Origin of the sequence: Hyphomicrobium sp. DMF-1 (assembly GCF_027886585.1) — a bacterium.
GTDB classification, from domain to species: domain Bacteria; phylum Pseudomonadota; class Alphaproteobacteria; order Rhizobiales; family Hyphomicrobiaceae; genus Hyphomicrobium_C; species Hyphomicrobium_C zavarzinii.
Map to the genome: position 1 here is coordinate 2,993,681 of NZ_CP115706.1, position 20,552 is coordinate 3,014,232.

Annotated in this window: 17 protein-coding genes and 1 tRNA gene; 12 read left to right on the top strand and 6 right to left on the bottom strand. The window is 64.3% G+C overall.

Going from position 1 to position 20,552, the window contains the following annotated elements; all coding sequences use genetic code 11:
• Positions 1-329 precede the first annotated feature (329 nt).
• From adh to PE058_RS13775, 4 genes are all read left to right on the top strand, one after another.
• Positions 330-1,850 carry an aldehyde dehydrogenase gene (gene adh, locus PE058_RS13760; protein WP_020086353.1) on the top strand — a complete coding sequence of 507 codons (1,521 nt, stop codon included), beginning with the start codon at positions 330-332 and terminating at the stop codon, positions 1,848-1,850.
• A gap of 117 nt (positions 1,851-1,967) precedes the next feature.
• On the top strand, positions 1,968-2,366 hold the full coding sequence (locus PE058_RS13765) for a DUF779 domain-containing protein (RefSeq protein ID WP_271028653.1): 399 nt from the start codon (positions 1,968-1,970) through the stop codon (positions 2,364-2,366).
• On the top strand, positions 2,363-2,965 hold the full coding sequence (locus PE058_RS13770) for a cysteine hydrolase family protein (protein WP_020086351.1): 603 nt from the start codon (positions 2,363-2,365) through the stop codon (positions 2,963-2,965). Before PE058_RS13765 ends, PE058_RS13770 begins: the two co-directional genes overlap by 4 nt.
• A 37-nt stretch (positions 2,966-3,002) precedes the next feature.
• The gene (locus tag PE058_RS13775) at positions 3,003-3,404 is read left to right on the top strand and encodes a DUF779 domain-containing protein (RefSeq protein WP_026868098.1); all 402 of its coding nucleotides are present in this window, start codon (positions 3,003-3,005) and stop codon (positions 3,402-3,404) included.
• Positions 3,405-3,508: 104 nt separating this feature from the next.
• Here the strand turns inward: PE058_RS13775 and PE058_RS13780 are convergent, their stop codons facing one another.
• From PE058_RS13780 to PE058_RS13805, 6 genes are all read right to left on the bottom strand, one after another.
• The gene (locus PE058_RS13780) at positions 3,509-3,823 is read right to left on the bottom strand and encodes a formate dehydrogenase subunit delta (protein WP_020086349.1); all 315 of its coding nucleotides are present in this window, start codon (positions 3,821-3,823) and stop codon (positions 3,509-3,511) included.
• Complete coding sequence (gene fdhD, locus PE058_RS13785) at positions 3,807-4,664, bottom strand: formate dehydrogenase accessory sulfurtransferase FdhD (RefSeq protein ID WP_020086348.1); 858 nt, start codon at positions 4,662-4,664, stop codon at positions 3,807-3,809. Before fdhD ends, PE058_RS13780 begins: the two co-directional genes overlap by 17 nt.
• 5 nt (positions 4,665-4,669) lie before the next feature.
• On the bottom strand, positions 4,670-7,555 hold the full coding sequence (gene fdhF / locus PE058_RS13790) for a formate dehydrogenase subunit alpha (protein WP_020086347.1): 2,886 nt from the start codon (positions 7,553-7,555) through the stop codon (positions 4,670-4,672).
• 3 nt (positions 7,556-7,558) lie between these two features.
• On the bottom strand, positions 7,559-9,139 hold the full coding sequence (locus PE058_RS13795) for a formate dehydrogenase beta subunit (RefSeq protein ID WP_271028654.1): 1,581 nt from the start codon (positions 9,137-9,139) through the stop codon (positions 7,559-7,561).
• On the bottom strand, positions 9,136-9,609 hold the full coding sequence (locus PE058_RS13800) for a formate dehydrogenase subunit gamma (RefSeq protein ID WP_020086345.1): 474 nt from the start codon (positions 9,607-9,609) through the stop codon (positions 9,136-9,138). The genes PE058_RS13795 and PE058_RS13800 overlap by 4 nt, the downstream gene beginning before the upstream one ends.
• 128 nt (positions 9,610-9,737) lie before the next feature.
• The gene (locus tag PE058_RS13805; RefSeq protein ID WP_051113817.1) at positions 9,738-10,652 is read right to left on the bottom strand and encodes a LysR family transcriptional regulator; all 915 of its coding nucleotides are present in this window, start codon (positions 10,650-10,652) and stop codon (positions 9,738-9,740) included.
• A 356-nt stretch (positions 10,653-11,008) separates the two neighbouring features.
• Between PE058_RS13805 and PE058_RS13810 the strand changes: the two genes are divergently transcribed.
• From PE058_RS13810 to PE058_RS13845, 8 genes are all read left to right on the top strand, one after another.
• Positions 11,009-12,451 carry a TadE/TadG family type IV pilus assembly protein gene (locus PE058_RS13810; RefSeq protein ID WP_271028655.1) on the top strand — a complete coding sequence of 481 codons (1,443 nt, stop codon included), beginning with the start codon at positions 11,009-11,011 and terminating at the stop codon, positions 12,449-12,451.
• A gap of 177 nt (positions 12,452-12,628) precedes the next feature.
• A complete protein-coding gene (locus PE058_RS13815; RefSeq protein ID WP_156827399.1) occupies positions 12,629-13,075 on the top strand; it encodes a hypothetical protein in 447 nt (148 codons plus the stop codon).
• 390 nt (positions 13,076-13,465) lie between these two features.
• On the top strand, positions 13,466-15,736 hold the full coding sequence (locus PE058_RS13820) for an NADP-dependent malic enzyme (protein WP_020086341.1): 2,271 nt from the start codon (positions 13,466-13,468) through the stop codon (positions 15,734-15,736).
• Between the two features lie 70 nt (positions 15,737-15,806).
• Positions 15,807-16,811, top strand: coding sequence for a cation diffusion facilitator family transporter (locus PE058_RS13825; RefSeq protein WP_271028656.1), 1,005 nt, complete (start codon positions 15,807-15,809; stop codon positions 16,809-16,811).
• A gap of 116 nt (positions 16,812-16,927) precedes the next feature.
• Positions 16,928-18,790: a sulfatase-like hydrolase/transferase gene (locus PE058_RS13830; protein WP_271028657.1), complete on the top strand. Its 1,863-nt coding sequence runs from the start codon at positions 16,928-16,930 to the stop codon at positions 18,788-18,790.
• Between the two features lie 121 nt (positions 18,791-18,911).
• A tRNA-Arg gene (locus tag PE058_RS13835) sits at positions 18,912-18,988 on the top strand.
• Between the two features lie 174 nt (positions 18,989-19,162).
• Positions 19,163-19,585 carry a thermonuclease family protein gene (locus tag PE058_RS13840; RefSeq protein WP_271028658.1) on the top strand — a complete coding sequence of 141 codons (423 nt, stop codon included), beginning with the start codon at positions 19,163-19,165 and terminating at the stop codon, positions 19,583-19,585.
• Positions 19,586-19,675: 90 nt separating this feature from the next.
• The gene (locus PE058_RS13845; RefSeq protein ID WP_271028659.1) at positions 19,676-20,494 is read left to right on the top strand and encodes a hypothetical protein; all 819 of its coding nucleotides are present in this window, start codon (positions 19,676-19,678) and stop codon (positions 20,492-20,494) included.
• The last annotated feature ends 58 nt before the right edge of the window (positions 20,495-20,552 follow it).

The following is a 20,552-nucleotide window of genomic DNA, read 5'->3' on the forward strand; positions in this document are numbered from 1 at the left end:
CGAAGCGTCCGCGAAGTTGAACGATGAATTGCTTGAGGCGAAATCGTCTGCTTTCAGGCTCCCGGCCTCGCGCGCCGTAAGTGAGATTACAGTTAGCACATGCACAAAACTGCATGGCAACTGACGATCATTCGCGACTTATTCTTTTCACAATCGAAGAGCCTAAGAAACTCAGGCTGGAGCTTGATCGCAATCACCACGATCTAGACCTTCGTGGTATAGACGGAGCGTGACGGCCTCACTAATTAAGCTGCATATTAGCCAGAATAACAAAGAACCAGGCCTGCCTCGGCACACCTGGATTACGCACCCTCGAGGAGGAGCCCCCCATGATCCAACAAGCCCTGAACGAGCTTTCCCAGCAGATCCGGATTCGTCCGCGCTATGACAACTTTATCGGCGGTCAGTGGGTGGCCCCGGTCAAAGGCCAGTATTTCACCAACCTGACGCCCGTCACCGGCAAGCCGCTCTGCGAAGTCGCGCGCTCGTCGGCAGAGGACATCGAACTCGCGCTGGACGCCGCCCACAAGGCCCGCGCCGCATGGGGCAACGCCTCTCCGGCCACGCGCTCCGGAGTGCTGCTCAAGATCGCCGATCGCATGGAGGCCAACCTCAAGCTGATCGCCATGGTCGAGACGCTCGACAACGGCAAGCCGATCCGTGAGACCATGGCGGCCGACATTCCGCTCGCCATCGACCACTTCCGTTACTTCGCTGGCTGCCTGCGCGCCCAGGAAGGCTCGATCGCCGAGATCGATCACGACACCGTCGCCTATCACTTCCATGAGCCGCTGGGCGTCGTCGGCCAGATCATTCCGTGGAACTTCCCGCTGCTGATGGCCTGCTGGAAGCTCGCACCCGCACTCGCCGCCGGCAACTGCATCGTGCTCAAGCCCGCCGAGCAGACGCCCATGAGCATCATGGTGCTGATGGATCTCATCGGCGACCTGCTGCCCCCGGGCGTCATCAACGTCGTCAACGGCTTCGGCATCGAGGCCGGCAAGCCGCTCGCTCAGAACAAGCGCATCGCCAAGATCGCGTTCACGGGCGAGACGACGACCGGCCGCCTCATCATGCAGTATGCCTCGGAGAACATCATTCCGTGCACGCTGGAACTCGGCGGCAAGTCTCCGAACATCTTCTTCGCCGACGTCGCCGATCAAGACGACGACTTCTTCGACAAGGCGCTCGAAGGCTTCGCCATGTTCGCGCTGAACCAGGGCGAGGTGTGCACCTGCCCCAGCCGCGCGCTCGTGCACGAGAGCATCTACGACCGCTTCATGGAGCGCGCCGTCAAGCGCGTCGAGGCCATCAAGCAGGGCCATCCGCTCGATGCTTCGACCATGATCGGCGCCCAGGCGTCGAACGACCAGATGGAGAAGATCCTCTCCTACATCAAGATCGGCCAGGACGAAGGCGCCAAGGTGCTGACGGGCGGCGAGCGTAACATTCTCTCGGGCGAAGCGTCCGAGGGCTACTACGTGAAGCCGACCATTCTGGCTGGCCACAACAAGATGCGCGTGTTCCAGGAAGAGATCTTCGGACCGGTCGTGTCGGTCACGAAGTTCAAGGACGATGACGAGGCGCTCGCCATTGCCAACGACACGCTGTACGGCCTCGGCTCGGGCGTGTGGACCCGCAACGGCACCCGCGCTTATCGCTTCGGCCGCGCCATCCAGGCTGGCCGCGTGTGGACCAACTGCTACCACCTCTACCCGGCTCACGCCGCATTCGGTGGCTACAAGCAGTCGGGCATCGGCCGCGAGACGCACAAGATGATGCTCGATCACTACCAGCAGACCAAGAACATGCTGGTCTCCTACAGCCCGAAAGCTCTGGGCTTCTTCTAGGGTCTGGCCGGCCCTTCCGAAGTCGGTTCCTTCCATCACAGCGCGGCCGAAAGGCCGCGCTGTTTTTGTTTGGAACAGGCACCGGAAGCCCGCGCCTTTCGAAAGCTCATGCCCGGCATGACGACGCTTACCGCGACCAAGGCCGCACGAGAGCTGATCGCAGAGCTCACAGGCGAGCATGGCTCCCTCACCATTCACGTGTCGGGGAGCTATGGGGTCACGGTCATCTGCCTCAAGACGGACGAGCTCAACCTTGGCGCCCGCGACGTGCTGATGGGAACGATCGACGAGGTTCCTCTTTTCCTGATGACGAGCGAGATCGAGTACTGGCGTGGCAGCACGCTCATTCTCGATGTCGCGCACGGAGTGGGACCGGGCTTTTCGCTCGAAGGGCCTCGCGGCGTTCACTTCACGTTGCGCAAACGGGCCAATCCCAGCAAACGTGTCTGGGACGCGAACGCAATCCTGGCGGCGGGCGCGCCGCCTTCACTTCCATTCAAGGACACCAACCGATGACTGATACACGCCCTACCCTCCGCTCGCTCCTCGCTCTGCCGGATACGCCCGCGCCGCTCTCGCAATCGGCGCTCGTGCTGATCGACTGCCAGAACACCTACCGTGAGGGCATCATGCAGCTCGAAGGCGTGGAGCCCGCGCTCGCGCAGTGCGCCAAGCTTCTGAAGCGCGCGCGCGATTCCGGTGCGCCCGTCATTCACATTCAGCATGATGCAGGACCGGGCAGCCCCTACGACGTGCGCGCGCACATCGGCTCTATCGCCGACGTGGTGGCGCCGGCCGCCGGCGAGAAGGTCATCACCAAGGCGTTTCCCAGTTCGTTCGAGCAGACCGATCTCGACGCCGAATTGAAGCGCCTCGGCGTTACGGACCTGGTGCTCGCGGGCTTCATGACCCATGTATGTGTGAACTCGACGGCGCGGGCAGCCTTCAATCACGGCTACCGCACGACGGTGGTGGGCAATGCCACGGCCACGCGCTCGCTCAAGAACCCCGTGGGCGGCGATCTGTCGGCCGAAGAGCTGCACAACGGCGCGCTGACGGCGTTGAGCGACATCTTCGCGATTGTGGTACCGTCCGAGGACAAGGTGCCGGCTTAACAAGGCGCCTCGGTCGGGAGGCATGAAGGAGGTCACAATGGTCGAACGAGTTTCGGCAACGCCGGAAGCGCTCGCGATGATCGAGAAGATCAAGGGCATGCACGGTCCGCTGCTGTTCCATCAGTCGGGCGGATGCTGCGACGGCAGCGCTCCCATGTGCTACCCGCGCAAGGAATTCCGCGTCGGCGCGCAGGATGTCTATCTGGGGGAGATCGGCGGGCAGCCGTTCTACATGGGCGCGGCGCAGTTCGACTATTGGCAGCACACGCATCTCATAATCGACGTGGTGCCCGGCCGCGGATCGGGCTTCTCGCTGGAAGCCCCCGAGGGCGTCCGCTTCCTGACGCGCTCGCGCGTGTTCACGGAGGCCGAATACGACGAGCTGGACAAGATCGGCCGTCCGCCAACCGGCGCCGAGCGCGAGCCAGTCCTGTCGTAACAAAGATTTGCCGGCCGCGGTGGTGCTGCCTGTGCAGCGCCGCGGCCGGCGATATGTTCGAAGCCCCGTAACTCTGTGCGGGACGTTCTGCGCGAGACGGGGTTTTAGCGGCGCGCGCTTTTGCGCCCGGCGCCCGCGGCCTTCGCTTGCGCCTCAGCCTCGATCGCGGCCTTTGCCTCGGCCGCCGTGGGCTTGCCACGCATATCGAACTTGAGCTTCTCGAGCGCCTTCAGCGCCAGCGGATCGAGCCCGGCGCCGCCTTCGTCCAGGTGCTCGAAGATCTGCTTCTTCATGCGCGGCTCCCAGAACTTCTGGATGTGATCGGCGATGCCGACCACCGCGCGCTCCTCGCCCTGAGAGCGGAAGAACTTGCCGATGTCGTTGGCCATACGGACGAGCGCGTCAGAGGGGGAGTGCATGCGTTTGGGTCTCCTGGCGAATGCCGTCGCCAGGCTGCGCGGCAAGTGCGATACGATGAGGGTGGGTGAAAATCTCGAATGCGTCGGGACGCGCGACAGCGACAAGGGTGATCCCGGCCGTCTCGGCGACGCGCAGAGCCAGCGCGGTGGGCGCAGACACGGCGACGAGGATCTCGACGCCGAGCGCTGCCGCCTTCTGAACCATCTCGACGGACACGCGGCTCGTGAGAACCACGAAGCCCTTCGCAGGATCCAGGCCAGCGCTCATCACAGCGCCGACGAGCTTGTCGAGCGCGTTGTGGCGTCCGACGTCCTCGCGGAGAAGCGCGATCGTGCCCTTTGCCGAATCCCAGAACGCCGCCGCATGCACGGCCCGCGTTGCGATGTTGAGCGTCTGCTGGGGCTGCATAGCGGCGAGGGCCTTCTGCACCTCGTCCGCAGTCGCCGAAGCTGACTTGCCGACGCGCCGAGGTTCCGGCACGGCGGCATCCAGGCTCTCGACGCCGCAGAGACCACAGGCCGTCGGCCCGGCAATACGGCGGCGGCGGGCGGCATGGTTGCGCCCGCTCTGCGGCGCGAGCCACATCCGCGCCTCGATGCCCTTCTCCTGCTCCACGATCTCGATCTCCCGGATCTCGGAGCGGCCTGCGATGATCCCTTCGGTCACCGAGAAGCCCACTGCGAAATCCTCGAGGTCGGCCGGCGTCGCCATCATGACGGCATGTGTCGAGCCGTCATAGACGAGCGCCACCGGCACCTCTTCCGGGATGAGCCGCTGTGTGTCCTCGACGCGGGCTTTAGACACCCGGCGCGAGGGCACGCGCGCAGACGTCTCCGCCATCGAAGCTACTCCGCCGCTTCGGCCGGCACGATGCGCCGGGTGAGATCGGAGAACTCCTCGTACTCCTGCTGGTACGTGGTCGGGCCATTCGAGCGCGAGACCTCGACCGCCGTCACCTTGTACTCGGGGCAGTTGGTCGCCCAGTCCGAGAAGTCCGTGGTGATGACGTTGGCCTGGCACAGCGGATGGTGGAACGTCGTGTAGACGACGCCCGGCGCCACGCGATCGGTGATCAGCGCATGGAGCGCCGTCTCGCCCGCGCGGCTCTTGATGGCGACCCAGTCGCCGTTCTTGATGCCGCGAGCCTCCGCGTCGTGCGGATGGATCTCCAGCACGTCCTCGGGATGCCAGACGACATTGTCGGTACGCCGCGTCTGCGCGCCGACGTTGTACTGCGACAGGATGCGGCCGGTGGTGAGGATCAGCGGATACCGCGGTCCGGTGCGCTCATCGGTCGGCACGTACTCCGTCATCAGGAAGCGGCCCTTGCCACGCACGAACTCTTCGATGTGCATGATCGGGGTGCCCTCGGGGGCCTCGTCGTTGCACGGCCACTGGACCGAGCCGCCGAGCTCCTCGATGCGCTTGAACGAGATGTTGGTGAAGGTCGGCGTCAGACGCGCGATCTCGTCCATGATCTCGCTCGGGTGCTTGTAGTTCCAATCGAGGCCGAGCTCCTTGGCGATGAGCTGGGTGACCTCCCAATCGCCGTAGCCATTCTTCGGCTTCATCACGCGACGCACGAGTTGCACGCGGCGCTCGGCGTTGGTGAAGGTGCCGTCCTTCTCGAGGAAGGTGCAGCCCGGCAGGAACACGTGGGCATAGCGCGCGGTCTCGTTCAGGAAGAGGTCCTGCACGACGACGCACTCCATGGCCTCGAGGCCAGCGGCGACGTGATGCGTGTTGGGATCGGACTGGAGAATGTCCTCGCCCTGGATGTAGATCGCCTTGAACGAGCCCTCGACGGCCGCATCCAGCATGTTGGTGATGCGCAGACCCGGCTCCGGATCGAGCTTGCAGTTCCACTCCTTCTCGAAGAGCGTCCGCGTCGCGGTATCCGAGACGTGGCGATAGCCCGTTAGCTCGTGCGGGAACGAGGCCATGTCGCAGGAGCCCTGCACGTTGTTCTGGCCGCGCAGCGGGTTCACGCCGACGCCGGGCCGGCCGAAGTTGCCTGTGGCCATGGCGAGGTTCGCGATGCCGATGACGGTGGTGGAGCCCTGCGAGTGCTCCGTGACGCCGAGGCCGTAGTAGATCGCGCCGTTGCCGCCGGTGGCGTAAAGGCGCGCGGCTCCGCGGATGTCAGCCGCCGGAACACCGGTGTACTGCTCCATCGCCTCCGGAGAGTTGCGCTCCTCGGAAACGAAAGCCTTCCACTCCTCGAACGCGTCGATCTCGCAGCGCTCGCGGATGAACTTCTCGTTGAGGAGGCCCTCGGTCACGATGACATGAGCCATGGCCGTGACGACGGCGACGTTGGTGCCCGGCTGGAGTGCCAGATGGTAGTCGGCCTTGATGTGGGGCGACTTGACGAGATCGGTGCGGCGCGGATCGACGACGATCAGCTTCGCGCCTTCACGCAGGCGCTTCTTCATGCGGCTGCCGAACACGGGATGGGCGTCCGTGGGGTTGGCGCCGATGACCATGATGACGTCGGACTCTTCGACCGAGTCGAAGTCCTGCGTACCGGCCGACTCGCCCAGAGTCGTCTTGAGACCGTAGCCCGTCGGCGAATGGCAGACGCGGGCGCAGGTGTCGACGTTGTTCACGCCGAAGCCGGCGCGGATGAGCTTCTGCACGAGGTAGGCCTCCTCGTTCGTGCAGCGCGAGGAGGTGATGCCGCCGACAGCGGTGCGGCCGTACTTGTCCTGGATGCGCTTGAACTCGGATGCGACGCGGCCGATCGCCTCTTCCCAGGTGGTCTCACGCCAGGGATCGGTGACCTTGTCGCGCACCATCGGCTTCATGATGCGATCGGGATGGGTGGCGTAGCCGTAAGCGAAGCGGCCCTTGACGCAGGAGTGGCCGCGGTTGGCCTTGCCGTCCTTCCACGGAACCATGCGCACGACTTCCTCGCCGCGCATCTCAGCCTTGAAGGAGCAGCCGACGCCGCAGTAGGCGCAGGTGGTGATGGCGGAATGCTCGGGCTGGCCGATCTCGATGACGGGCTTCTCGATCAGCGTGGCAGTGGGGCAAGCCTGCACGCAGGCGCCACACGACACGCACTCGCTGTCGAGGAAGGCTTCGTTCATGCCGGGCGACACGCGGCTGTCGAAGCCACGGCCGGAGATGGTGAGCGCGAAGGTGCCCTGGACCTCCTCGCAAGCGCGCACGCAGCGATTGCAGACGATGCACTTGGAGGGATCGTAGGTGAAGTACGGGTTGCTCTCGTCCTTTGCCAGCCACTGGTCGTTGGCCGCGCCGTCGACGCGGCTCTTTGCGAAGACGTGGTTCGCACCATCGTAGCCGTAACGCACGTCACGCAGGCCGACAGCGCCGGCCATATCCTGCAGCTCGCAATCGCCGTTGGCCGCGCAGGTGAGGCAGTCGAGCGGATGGTCCGAAATGTAGAGCTCCATCACGCCCTTGCGGATGGCTGCAAGACGCGGGGTCTGCGTCTTGACGGAGATGCCCGGTGCGACCGGCGTGGTGCAGGATGCGGGCGTGCCGTTGCGGCCCTCGATCTCCACGAGACAGAGGCGGCAGGAGCCGAAGCTCTCCAGCATGTCGGTGGCGCAGAGCTTGGGGATGGTGGTGCCCATGTCCATAGCGGCGCGCATGATGGACGTGCCTTCGGGCACCGTCACCTCGACGCCGTCGATGGTCAGCGTCACGAGCTTCTCGGACTTGGACGCCGGGGTGCCGAAGTCGGTTTCTTTGATCAGGCTCATGGGTTACTCCGCTGCCTCGGCCAGCTTCTTGCCAGGCCGGCCGAAATCTTCAGGGAAATGTGTCAACGCGCTCATAACGGGATATGGGGTGAACCCACCCAAAGCGCAAAGCGATCCGAATTTCATCGTGTTGCACAGATCTTCGATGACGGCCAAGTTGGCGGCCGTATCGACGCCCGCCATCACCTTGTCCATCGTCTCGCGACCACGGGTCGAACCGATGCGGCACGGCGTGCATTTTCCGCAGCTCTCGACAGAGCAGAACTCGAAGGCGAAACGGGCCATCTTGGCCATGTTCGCAGTCTCGTCGAAAACCACGATGCCAGCGTGACCGATGAGGCCATCGCGCGCGGCGAAGGCCTCGTAGTCGAACGGCGTGTCGAACAGGCCGCGCGGGAAATAGGCGCCGAGCGGGCCACCGACCTGAACGGCCTTTACAGGACGCCCCGACAGGGTGCCGCCGCCGATGTCGTCCACCAGCTCTCCCAGCGTGATACCGAACGCCGTCTCGAACAGGCCGCCGAACTTCAGGTTGCCGGCGAGCTGAATGGGCATCGTGCCGCGCGAGCGGCCCATGCCGTAGTCTGCGTAGGCCTTCGCGCCTTCCGCGAGCACGAACGGCACCGCGCAGAGCGAGAGCACGTTGTTGATCACGGTCGGCTGGCCGAAGAGACCCTTGTGGGCCGGAAGCGGGGGCTTGGCGCGAACGAGGCCGCGACGGCCTTCGAGGCTCTCGAGAAGCGACGTTTCCTCGCCGCAGACGTAGGCGCCAGCGCCGATGCGCACCTCAAGCTCGAACGCGTGCTGGGAGCCAGCGACGCTGGGCCCGAGGTATCCGGCCGCCTTCGCCGCGTCGATGGCGGCGTTGAGCGCGATCGCCGCGTGCGGATACTCCGAGCGCAGGTAGATGTAGCCGCGCGTGGCGCCCACCGCGATGCCGGCGATGGTCATGCCTTCGACCAGCAGGAAGGGATCGCCTTCCATGATCATGCGGTCGGCGAAGGTGCCGCTGTCGCCCTCGTCCGCGTTGCAGACGATGTACTTCTGCTGACCCATCGGCGTGTCGTGGACCGTCTTCCACTTGATGCCGGTCGGGAAGCCGGCGCCGCCGCGGCCGCGCAGGCCCGACTTCGCCACCTCGTCCACGATCTCGATGGGCTTCATCGCGAGTGCGCGCTCGAGGCCCTTGTAGCCGTCGTGGGCGCGGTAGTCCTCGAGCGAGACGGGATCGGTGATGCCGCAGCGCGCGAACGTCAGGCGCGTCTGGCGCTTGAGATAGGGATGGTCGTCGACGACGCCGATCGAGAGCGGATGCTTGATCTGGTCTACGGGCTTGCCCTGCAGAATGCCGGCCTTGACCAGGCTCTCGACATCAGAGGGCGCGACCGGGCCGAAGCCGTAGCGCACGCCTTCACGCTCGATTTCGACCAGCGGCTCCAGCCAGAGCATGCCGCGCGAGCCGTTGCGGACGATCTGAACCTGCACGCCGGCCTTTTTGGCGGCTGCGCCGAGCGCGGTTGCAACCTCGTCTGCGCCGCATGCGACTGCCGCGGCGTCGCGCGGAACAAAAATGCGAAGCGTCATGACTGGGCCTCCTTCAGGAGCTGGTCCAGACGGTTCGCGTCGACACGGCCGACGATGCGGCCATCGATCATCGCGGAGGGGGCGGTGGCGCACAGGCCGAGGCAGTAGACGGCCTCGAAGGTCACCCGGCCGTCAGGAGTTGTATTGCCGCATTCGACGCCGAGGCGAGACTCGGCGCGCTCGACCAGCTTCTCGCATCCCATCGACTGGCACGCTTCAGCTCGGCACAACTTCAAGATGTGCTTGCCGGGCAGTTGATGGCGGAAGTCATGATAGAAGGTGATGACGCCGTGCACCTCGGCACGCGAGAGGTTAAGTTCCCGCGCGAGCACGGGAGTTGCCTCTTCCGGAACGTGGCCGAACGCTTCTTGAAGAGCATGGAGAATGGGCATCAACGGCCCCTCCAGCCCTTTGTGATCAGCGACGATCTCGACCGTGCGCTCTTCGCTCCACGGTTCGAAACGGCTCATGGCGGCCCTCCAATGTATTTATAGTTATTTCAATGTAGATCAGGTTAGCGACCCCAAAGATCAATAGACGTGTTTCGTGCCACGATAGATTGTTTCTATCGGGTGACGCGGATTCTTTCCCCTAATCGTCAAGTTTCTTTGCGGGAAGTTGTTGCTTTCGTTAGGTTTCCTATGCGCTTTGCTAGCGCAATGAAGGCCGCGACCACAGGCGAGTGGGGTTCGCGCTTGGTGACGATCAGCCCGATCTTGTGCGTAACAGTCGGATTGACCAGGGAGATCGACCGCAAACGACTCGGTCGATCGAGCGTTTCGGCGAGCCGCGACGGCAAGATGCTGGCCCATTCCCCCGACATCACGTGGGCATAGAGGATGAGCATCGAGTTGCTCTCAAGCGTCGGCTTCTGATGCACGCCCGCCTCCGCCAGATGATGATCGATCAGGCGGCGGTTCTGCATGTCCGGGGTGAGCAGGCACAGCGGAAGCTGCCCGGCCTCTGCCCAAGTCACCTGCTCGCGCTTGGCCAGCGGACTTTCAGGCGCAACCAGCAGCACGTAGTGCTCATCGTAGAACTGGATGGTCTCGAAGCGCGGCGGGGGCTCCGCGTCAACGTAGGAAATCCCGATGTCCACCTCCAGATTTTCGAGCCGGGTCAGGATCGAATCCGAGGTCATGGAGAGGATGGTGAGATTGACGTCGGGGTACCGGCGGCGCATGGGCACCGTCAGCTCGGCCAGAAACGGCAGGGACGTGGGGATGACCGCAAGCCTGAGATGGCCCGACAAGCCCTTCTTGAGGGCATCGATCTCCTGGCGCATGGCGCGGGCGTCGCCCACGATCCGGCGCGCCCAATCGAGAACACGCTCCCCCTCCGGGGTGAAGCATCGAAACCGCGAGCCACGCTCGACGATCAACACACCGAATTGATCTTCAAGGCTTTTCAGTGCCGAAGAGAGTGTTGGCTGGGTGACCCCAGACGCGTCTGCCGCTCGGCCGAAGTGACGTTCACGTGCGAGGGCCAGGAGCAGTTCAAGCTTATCGATCATGACCTAACTGGGAGCCGCTGGGCTTAGACTATAGACCACGGGGCTCGCCAGCGCACGGCACAGTTGTCGGGCACTGCCCGCTTTTTTCTCATCGAAGCCGATTTGGCGCCGGCATTATCGACAATAACGCGAATGTTAACGGAATTGTCGTCCGGACGAGGCCACGCGCCGTCCTGGATCCCGCTGCCCGGCGTCTTCCCCCGACGGCGATCGCTCAAATTGCAGGCAAAGCGTTTCCTGGCGATTCACCACATCGGGAGGATTACATCCTGCCGAGGACCAGAGGACTGCGGAATTTACGAGTTCTAAGACGTTGCCGGATGAACGTTAGCGGACCTCATTCCGGAGACCGCTCCATGTTTGCGTTCATCGCGTCTCAAATGGCCTCGTTGCTCGGCAACCCCACCGCCGACGACCGGCGCCGCCGCAACCGTGCCTCGTCCAGGATCGCGAACCGCGCGCAGGAGTTCGCGGGCGACCAGAACGGTAGCATCGCCATCATTTTCGCGTTGTCGCTGGTCGCGTTCTGCCTGTTCGTGGGCGCGGGCGTCGATTTTGGCCGCTGGCAAGCGGCGCGTCAGCAGACCATCGCCGCCATGGACGCGGCCGTGCTGGCGGGTGGACGCATTCTCCAGCTCAACGACAAAGACGTCACCGGCGCCCGCGAGGCCGCGCTCAAGTATTACCAGGAGAACACCAAGAACCGCCCCGAAGTGATCGACGATACGATTGCCTTCGACGCCGTCGACAACAACACCGCCTTTGCCGCGACCGGAAACGCCTACATCAAGACCGCGTTCCTGGGCTTTGCGAACATTCCGAGGCTCGCGCTGCTCGACGTCTCCGAAAGCCAGTACTCGAAGGCCCTGCTGAAGGCCGGCGGCAAGGAGAACACGCCCGTCGAGATCTCGATGATGCTCGACGTCACGGGCTCGATGGGCGGCACCAAGATCAGAGATCTGAAGACCGCGGCCACCGACCTCGTCAACATCGTGATCTCGGACAGCGCCAACGCAAATCCGGTGCGCGTCGCGATCGTGCCGTTCGCGGAAGGCGTGCGCCTCCCCTCGAGCGCCAACACCAAGGCCCGCGGCACCCCGGCATCCTCTGTGACCTACCCCTACTCGACGCGAAACGGAACTTCATCGATCTCCTACTACCCGACGGAGTGCGTGGTCGAGCGCACGGGTGCCAACAAGTATACCGACGTGGCGCCCGGTAGCGGCAACTACGTCATGACCCTTTTCAACAGGGCAGGCGGCAACTACGGCATTTGCGGCCTGCCCGCCGCCGACGAACTGGTTCCGCTCACGAACAATAAGACGACGCTGACGAACAAGATCGCCAACCTCGTGCTGTCGAATACGACGGCGGGCCAAATCGGCACGGCGTGGACCTGGTATACGCTGTCACCGAACTGGAACTCGCTGTGGTCCGCATCGAGCGCCGCCGCCGCCTATGGCAGCGACACGCGCAAGATCGCGATCCTGATGACGGACGGCGAGTACAATCTTCAGTACGACGCCAAGGGTGTTCAGACGAGCTCGACCGGAGCCGGCAGCGCGGCCAACGGAGATTCCGCGACACAAGCTCGCGCTGTCTGCACCGCCATGAAAGCGAAAGGCATCACCGTCTACACGGTGGGTTTTGCTCTCGGCGGCAACGCGACCGCGATCCAGACGCTCGACCATTGCGCCACGGACCCGTCCAAGGCGTACACGCCGAACACGGGCAGCGAGTTGCAGCAGGCCTTCCGCGACATCGCGCTCAAGATCAACCAGCTCTATCTGACGCACTGACCGGCCTCTCCCCCGCCATCAGTCCGCCACCGACGCGCCGGATGCTGAAAAGCCCGGCGCGTTTTCTTTTTCGTTGGCCAGGCGACTTCTCCACAGGATGGCCGATGGGATGCGTGCCTGACGCGGCGCGGCGTGCCAGACTGGCATTCGACCGACGAGCTTGAAGGGCCCCTTCATTTGACCACCAGACCCGTGTTTGCCGCCGCAGGGCTCGTCCTCGCGCTTCTGCTCATGGCCGGATGCTCGTCCGGCCCCTCCAACACCGCGCCGCCTCCGGCACCGGACGCGGCGGGAGGCGACGGCGTGAGGCGTAGTCCCGTCGTTGCGGGCCGGCGCGCGCGCGTGTTCGTCATGGCGGGCTTCGGGGCCAAGTGCGAGAGCCTGCCCGCGCCCGCCATCGCCATCACGGCGGCGCCGAGCAAAGGCACGGTCACCTTCGAGCCCGGTCAGGAAACGACGATCAATACGAGCGCCTCCGGGACCTGCATCGGTCAGCGGGTGCTCGGCACCGGCATCTACTACACCGCCCGGGAGGGCGAGACCGGCGCCGACACGTTCTCCATCCAGGCCGAGCTTGGCGGGGACGTCACACAGCGGACGTTTTCCGTGGAGATCGTTCAGTAAGCGCAACAGGCTTTGGGCGCCCGGCCTGCATTGGGCGCGTTTGTCTCGTCCAAAAGTCGCAGGAATGACCGGTTGTCCCCTCCCCCTCGCGACCGTAGGCTAGACGCCCGCTGTTCGTTCCCGGAAGAGAAGCCCCCTATCGCGTCCTTCTTATTCGGGACACCGGATCAGAGTAACGACAATCTGTTGCTCTGAGCTTCCTTCGAGTGCCTGACCGTCGTTTCCGATGTAGGCCGCACGCTTGCATCCCGGCCGATCAAGCCCTCGCACCAAGATCTGTCGTGCTTCTGTTCCGGAAACCCGGATCATTCCTTCTTCCGGAAGCACGCTGCCCGTCCGCCAGGCCTCGCTTCGCCCCGGCCTCGTCCTTTGTCCATTCGCTCGATATTCATGGCCAACAAATCCCAGCGCACGCGCATCACCGCCCAAGAAGCGTTGCAGTTCCACGCTCAAGGCAAGCCCGGCAAGCTCGAAATCACGCCGACGAAGCCGCTCGTCACCCAGCGGGATCTGGCGCTGGCCTATTCGCCGGGCGTCGCGGTTCCGGTGGAGGCCATCGCCGAGAACCCCTCGCTCGCCTACGACTACACCAACAAGGGCAACCTGGTTGCGGTCGTCTCCAACGGCACGGCGATCCTCGGTCTCGGCAATCTCGGCGCGCTCGCGTCCAAGCCGGTGATGGAGGGCAAGGGCGCGCTGTTCAAGCGCTTCGCCGACATCGACGCGCTCGACCTTCTGGTGGACACCGAGGACGTCGAGGCCTTCATCAACTCGGTGCGCTACCTCGGACCGAGCTTCGGAGGCATCAACCTCGAGGACATCAAGGCGCCGGACTGCTTCATCATCGAGGAGCGTCTCAAGGAGCTGCTCGACATTCCCGTGTTCCATGACGATCAACATGGAACCGCCATCATCGCGGCTGCGGGTCTCATCAACGCGCTCGAACTCACGGGACGCGACATCGAGAACTTCACGCTGGTGGTGAACGGCGCGGGTGCGGCGGGCATCGCCTGCATCGAGCTTCTCTGCGCGCTCGGCATGCCGAAGAAAAACGTCATTCTCTGCGACACCAAGGGCGTCATCTACCAGGGCCGCAAGGACGGCATGAACCAGTGGAAGTCGGCGTATGCGTCGAAGACAAAGGCACGGACGCTGGCGGAAGCGCTTGCAGGCGCCGATGCCTTCTTCGGGCTCTCCGCAAAGGGTGCCGTAACGCAGGACATGGTGGTCTCGATGGCCGCGAAGCCGATCATCTTCGCCATGGCCAATCCCGATCCCGAGATCACGCCCGAGGAAGTGCAGGCCGTGCGCGACGACGCCATCGTGGCGACGGGACGGTCTGACTATCCGAACCAGGTCAACAACGTCCTCGGCTTCCCCTTCATCTTCCGCGGCGCGCTGGACGTGCAGGCGCGCACCATCAACGACGACATGAAAATCGCGGCCGCACGCGCACTCGCGGCCCTCGCGCGCGAGGACGTCCCGGACGTGGTGATGGCGGCGTTTCTCGGCCGCCGCCCGACGTTCGGGCCGGAGTACATCATTCCTGCGCCGTTCGATCCGCGCCTCATCAGCCACGTGTCGCCCGCGGTTGCGCAGGCGGCGATGGATTCCGGCGTCGCGCGCCGCCCCATCGTCGACATGGACGCCTATATCTCCCGCCTCAAGGGGCGGCTTGATCCGGTGTCGAGCTGGCTGCAATCGGTGTTCGAGCAGGTGCGGGCTGCTCCCAAGCGCATCGTGTTCGCCGAAGGCGAGGATCCGGCCGCGATTCGCGCCGCCAACAGCTTCTATTCGCAAGGTCTCGGCGTTCCCGTGCTGGTGGGGCGCGAGGATGTGATGCGGGAGCGCTTCCGCGAGCTCGGCATAAAGTTGCGCAACGAGTTCGAGATCATCGATCTCAGGAACTCGCCGTTCAAGGACGAGTTTGCCGATGCGCTCTATGCGCGCCTTCAGCGCCGCGGCTTTCTCAAGCGCGACTGCGTGCGCCTCGTCACCAACGAGCGCAACGTCTTCGCGGCGCTGCTCGTCGCCAGCGGACATGCCGACGGCATGGTGGCGGGCGTCACCCGCAACTGGACCAGCGTGTTCCAGGACGTGCTGAGGGTCATCGACCCCAAGCCGAACCGGCACGTGATCGGCGTGAACCTCGCACTATGCCGCGGCCGGGGCGTGCTGGTGGCGGACACCAATGTCAACGACGTGCCCACGGCCGAGCAGCTTGCGGACATCGCAACCGAAGCCGCAAATGCCGCGCGCAAGTTCGGCATCGATCCGCGCGTCGCCCTCCTCAGCTACTCGACCTTCGGCCAGCCGCCGAGCGAGCGTTCCGAACAGGTGCGCGAAGCCGTGCGCATCCTCGCCGAGCGGGATGTGAACTTCGAGTTCGACGGCGACATGGCCGCGGACGTGGCGCTCTCGCAGGATCTGCTCAGCCTCTATCCGTTCTGCCGCCTGACGGGGCCTGCGAACGTGCTGGTGATGCCGACGGTGCATGCCGCCTCGATCTCCATCAAGATGCTGAAGGAGCTTGGTGGAGCGACCATCATCGGACCGCTGCTGGTGGGCCTCGAGAAGAGCGTGCAAATCTCCACGCTCGGCGCGAAGGATTCCGATATCGTGAACCTGGCCGCGCTGGCGGCCTACGACTTCGGCGGCTGAGCGGATCGTCTGGTCCCTATTGCGTCTGGCGGTCGTCTGAACATTCGGCGCGCAACGGGGTTTTGCCCAGATGCACACGCACTCACATCCGCATTCCCGCGGCGGCGGTCATGACCAGGACCACCGGCACGACCATGACCACAGCCCTGCTCACAGCCATGCGCACGTGGGCGCGGGGGTGAGCGAGCGGCGCGTGGGGCTCGCGGCGCTGCTCACTGGCGTGTTCATGCTGGCCGAGTTCGCGGGCGGCCTGATCTCGGGCTCGCTCGCACTCATCGCGGATGCCGGCCACATGCTGACCGACTCCGCCGGTCTCGCGCTCGCCTGGCTCGGCTTCCGGCTGGCGCGCAGGCCGGCCGACTGGAAGCGATCCTACGGGTATGACCGCTTCGGCGTTCTGGTTGCATTTGCCAACGGACTCCTGCTGTTCGCCATCGCGGGGTGGATCGTGATCGAGGCCGTGCACCGCATCCGCGATCCGCAGCCTGTCATCGGCGGCGTCATGCTCGCCATCGCGCTCGCAGGACTTCTCGTCAACGTGCTTGCCTTCTGGCTGCTTCAGGGCGGCGATCATGACAACCTCAACGTCCGCGCTGCGGTGCTGCACGTGATCGGCGATCTCCTAGGGTCGGTCGCGGCGCTCGTGGCGGCGTTGATCATTCTCGTCACCGGCTGGACGCCGATCGACCCGATCCTCTCCGTTCTCGTTGCCGTGCTCATTCTCGGCTCCGCCTGGCGGATCGTCCGCGACAGCGCGCACATCCTGCTCGAAGGCACCCCGAGCGGGCTCGATCCGCGACAGATCGGTGACAGCCTCAAGGCCGCGATCCCCTCGGTCCATGACGTGCATCACGTTCATGTATGGTCGATCAGCCAGGAGAGGCCCATAATCACGCTGCACGCCCGCGTGAGCGACACCAGCGCGCCCGAGACGATCTCGGCCGCGATCAAGGAGCACCTGCGCGCGGAATACGGCTTCGATCACGCGACGGTCGAGCTCGAATTCGAGCGCTGCGCGGGCGGTCACGCCGATCATGCCGACCACGCCCCTTCGCCCGCCGCGCCGAGGCCCTGACCACTACGCGGGGATACCTATTGCGCTCGCGGGGAGGCCCCGCAATACTTGTTCCCCTAGAGACGAAAAGGGGGGAAGGAATGGCGTCTGGCGGGGAGGTGACACGAAGGAACGCCTTGAAACTCGGCCTTGCCGGCGCGGCGAGCGCGGCTGGCCTCAAAGCGGCGGAAGCAGAGACGGCGGCGCCTGCGGCTCAGGGAGGGGCCCGGAAGCCGAACATTCTCTTCCTGCTCGTCGACGAGCAGCGGTATCCGACCGTTTACGAGAGTGCCGCACTCAAGCAATTTCGTGCGTCATATCTTCCCGCTCAGGGCAGGCTGGCCCAGCAAGGCGTCTCGTTCGAACGCCACTATGTGGCCTCCGTCGCCTGCGTGCCGAGCCGCACCTCTCTCTACACGGGTCACTATCCTTCGCTGCACGGCGTCGCGAATACCGACGGGGCGGCCAAGGCAGCCAACGACCCCGACATGCACTGGCTGTTGCCCGGCTCTGTGCCGACGCTCGGGCATTACCTGCGGCACGCCGGATACCGGACGTTCTGGAAAGGCAAGTGGCACGCCACCGAGGCCGATCTCAAGGTGCCGGGCACCGAGCAGGTGATCACCAGCTACGACGCCAAGGGCGTCGCCGATCCCGCCAAGGAGGAGGTCTACCTCAAGGCCGACACGCTGGACCCGTTCGGGTTCTCGGGCTGGGTCGGCCCCGAGCCGCACGGCTCAGATCCGTTGCGCTCAGGCTCGTCCGCGGCTCCGGGCAACCAGGGCCGCGATCCCGCCATCGCCGCTCAGGTGGTGCGCACGCTGAAGGAGCTCGATGCCTCCAAGGACGAGAGCCCCTGGTTCCTGATGGCGTCGTTCACCAACCCGCACGACATCGCGCTCTGGGGCTTCTTCACGCGCCTCGCCGCAAAGTTCCAGGAGCAGTACGATTTCAGCGTGCCGGAGACGGTTCCTGAGGAGGTGTTCGACCGCGCTCTGTTCGCCCGCACGCGCCTCGAGAAGCTCGACGACAAACCCTCGTGCCAGAAATCCTACCGCGACGCCTACAGCCAGTTCATGCAGGCGAGCGCCGCCACGCGCGAATACTACCGTCTCTACTATCGCCTGCACGCGGACGTGGACCGTCACCTGGGCGAAGTGCTGGCGGCGCTCGAGACGACGCGGTTCCTCGATAACACCATCATCGTATTCACCTCCGATCACGGTGATCTTCTCGGCGCTCACGGCGGCCTGTTCCAGAAGTGGTACATGGCCTACGAGGAGGCGCTGCGCGTGCCGCTCGTGGTGGTGATGCCGGGGAAAGAGGCCGCGCCTCGCACAATCCCGATGCCGACCAGCCACATCGACATCGCCCCTACGCTCCTGGGGCTCGCGGGCGTCGACCCCAAGGCCGCGCTGGAAGCGATCTCGCCCGGCTTCACCGACGCGCTGCCGCTCGTCGGGCGCGACCTCTCTCCGCTGCTGCGCGGCGAGGTGGGGCCAGAGAAGCTCGCCGAGCCCATCTACTTCATGTCGGACGACGATCCGAGCCGCGGGCTCGACCAGAAGAACTTCATCGGCCTCTCCTACGATTCCGTGACGCAGCCGAACCACGTCGAGACCGTGATCGCGGACATCGGCGGCGAGATCTGGAAATACTCGCGCTATTTCGATCACCCCCGCTACTGGAGCGCGCCCGGCACCCCCGGAACGGAGGGCGTGCGGGACGTGGTCAACAAGCTCAAAGGCCGGGAGGGCGACGAGGAAGGCAAGTCCCGGCGCATCTACGAGGAGAAGGTCAAGACGGTGCCTCTGCCGAGCGAGTACGAGATGTACAACGTCTCGGCGGACCCGATGGAGCTAGAGAACCTTGCCGGGAAGCCCGAGTGGAAGGAGCGGGAGAGCTCGCTGCGCGATCTCCTCGTCGAGCAGTGCGCCCGCAAGCGGCTCACCCCGCAAAGCGGCGCCGTGCCGGGAGAGATCGGGTGCCGCCAGGCCTGATGCCACCGGTGTCGCTTGCCAGGACCGCCGGCACTGGATAAGTCAGTGGTGCATCGGCTGGCGACGGCACGGAGCCGAGGCCGTGTGACCGGTCCCATGAAAATCTTCGTGATTACAACACGATCCCATAGCTCAGTCGGATAGAGCACCTGCCTTCTAAGCAGGGGGTCGCAGGTTCGAATCCTGCTGGGATCGCCAAAATTATGTATTTTCAATGAGTTAGGGTCGAGTGGGAAGTGGGGGTCTGCCACCCTGTTATTGGGGATTCCGGCGAAATGTTTCCCACCGCCTCCGCCGGATCAGCGCCCGCGCCTCCGTTCTCCGGCCATGCCGCCCTCACCCCGCACCCCTCGTCCGTCGACCACGCTCGCGATGCTCGTCGCGATCGCGCTGCCGACCGCTGTCGCGCTGTGGCAGCCGCTGCGGGTGGTCGACGGCGACACGGTCGACTACGGCTACTGGCGCTGGCGGCTGGCAGGATTCGACGCGCCCGAGATCCGTCAGGCGCACTGCCCGGAGGAGCGCGCCCTCCGCCAGCGCGCCGCGGAGCGCCTGGGAGCGCTGCTGGCGGCCGGCGGCGACGAGTTACACCCACACAACCGCGGCCGGGACCGCTACGGGCGCAGGATCGCGTCCCTGATGGCCCACGACGCGGATTTGGCGCAGGCCCTCATCGCCGAGGGGCTGGCACGCGCCTACGACGGCCACGGCCCGCGCGGTGGGTGGTGCGCTGCCCACAGCGGAATCCGCGCACTCCCGGACAAAATCTGGACCGGTCCGCAATTCCGGCAGTAACAAATTTGGCGACCGGGCGGTGACACGCGGATCGCCTCCGGTCTTGCCGATCTCTCACTTTTCGAGTGCAAGTCCGCCAGAGTTAGCAAAATGACTGTCTGTATTGCCACTATCTGCTATCAAAACGGCGAGCCACGGATCATCCTCTGCTCCGACATGAAGGTTAGCAGCTCCCTAGGAAGCGCAGAGACGATGCTGAAGAATCGTCTCATCTACACTGGGACTACTACGCCTTGGCACGCGCTGACAGCTGGCACTGACACAGACATAGCGGCCCTGCTGAGCGCGACGCGTGCCGCCTTCAAAACTGCCGGACGTATTGACGAGACAAATATCATCCCAACGGTCTCTAGCGCGCTCCATCGAGTGAAGCGGCAGCGTGTAGAGCAGATCGTCCAAAGCAAGTTCGCAATGGGTTACGACGAGTTTCTCAAAACGGGCAAGCAGTCCCTTCCAGACGACGCATTCAGGATGGCAATTACTGAGATCGACATGGCGTCACCTGACGTAGAATTCATTGTAGCTGGGTTTGAGTCAGATCGGTTCCCGATACTAATAAAAACTCATGTGCGCGACGGCGCTAAGATAAAAGAAGAATTCGCGTGCATCGGAGAGGGCGCGTACCTAGCCCAGGCTTCGCTGTTGAATAGGGGCTATTCTGATATGATGCCGTTTAATACCGCGCTTTATGCCGTCTATGAAGCGAAGCGTTTTGCCGAAGGCGCTCCAAGCGTGGGATCCGCAACATCCATGGCGATCGCCTCTATGGACGGAAATCTTAAGTTGGTAAATCTCACTGGCATTAGGGCCTTGCGCGCCCTTTACGATTCCCTGGGTAGAAAACCTCTAGCTACAATCGCGTTCGATGAAGAGTCTTCACTCGAAGCTACAGGATCAAAGACAGAGTGAGCGGAGTGGGCAACGGCAAGAGCTATCCGAATACGATGCCGACGCCGAAAGATCAGTT

What these genes read in the sequence shown, in the direction of transcription:
- adh (WP_020086353.1), top strand. Translation starts at nt 330, where the DNA reads ATGATCCAACAAGCCCTGAACGAGCTTTCCCAGCAGATCCGGATTCGT.
- PE058_RS13765 (WP_271028653.1), top strand. Translation starts at nt 1,968, where the DNA reads ATGACGACGCTTACCGCGACCAAGGCCGCACGAGAGCTGATCGCAGAG.
- PE058_RS13820 (WP_020086341.1), top strand. Translation starts at nt 13,466, where the DNA reads ATGGCCAACAAATCCCAGCGCACGCGCATCACCGCCCAAGAAGCGTTG.
- PE058_RS13805 (WP_051113817.1), bottom strand. Translation starts at nt 10,652, where the DNA reads ATGATCGATAAGCTTGAACTGCTCCTGGCCCTCGCACGTGAACGTCAC.
- PE058_RS13845 (WP_271028659.1), top strand. Translation starts at nt 19,676, where the DNA reads ATGACTGTCTGTATTGCCACTATCTGCTATCAAAACGGCGAGCCACGG.
- PE058_RS13775 (WP_026868098.1), top strand. Translation starts at nt 3,003, where the DNA reads ATGGTCGAACGAGTTTCGGCAACGCCGGAAGCGCTCGCGATGATCGAG.
- PE058_RS13810 (WP_271028655.1), top strand. Translation starts at nt 11,009, where the DNA reads ATGTTTGCGTTCATCGCGTCTCAAATGGCCTCGTTGCTCGGCAACCCC.
- PE058_RS13840 (WP_271028658.1), top strand. Translation starts at nt 19,163, where the DNA reads ATGCTCGTCGCGATCGCGCTGCCGACCGCTGTCGCGCTGTGGCAGCCG.
- PE058_RS13780 (WP_020086349.1), bottom strand. Translation starts at nt 3,823, where the DNA reads ATGCACTCCCCCTCTGACGCGCTCGTCCGTATGGCCAACGACATCGGC.
- PE058_RS13825 (WP_271028656.1), top strand. Translation starts at nt 15,807, where the DNA reads ATGCACACGCACTCACATCCGCATTCCCGCGGCGGCGGTCATGACCAG.
- PE058_RS13795 (WP_271028654.1), bottom strand. Translation starts at nt 9,139, where the DNA reads ATGACGCTTCGCATTTTTGTTCCGCGCGACGCCGCGGCAGTCGCATGC.
- fdhD (WP_020086348.1), bottom strand. Translation starts at nt 4,664, where the DNA reads ATGGCGGAGACGTCTGCGCGCGTGCCCTCGCGCCGGGTGTCTAAAGCC.
- fdhF (WP_020086347.1), bottom strand. Translation starts at nt 7,555, where the DNA reads ATGAGCCTGATCAAAGAAACCGACTTCGGCACCCCGGCGTCCAAGTCC.
- PE058_RS13800 (WP_020086345.1), bottom strand. Translation starts at nt 9,609, where the DNA reads ATGAGCCGTTTCGAACCGTGGAGCGAAGAGCGCACGGTCGAGATCGTC.
- PE058_RS13770 (WP_020086351.1), top strand. Translation starts at nt 2,363, where the DNA reads ATGACTGATACACGCCCTACCCTCCGCTCGCTCCTCGCTCTGCCGGAT.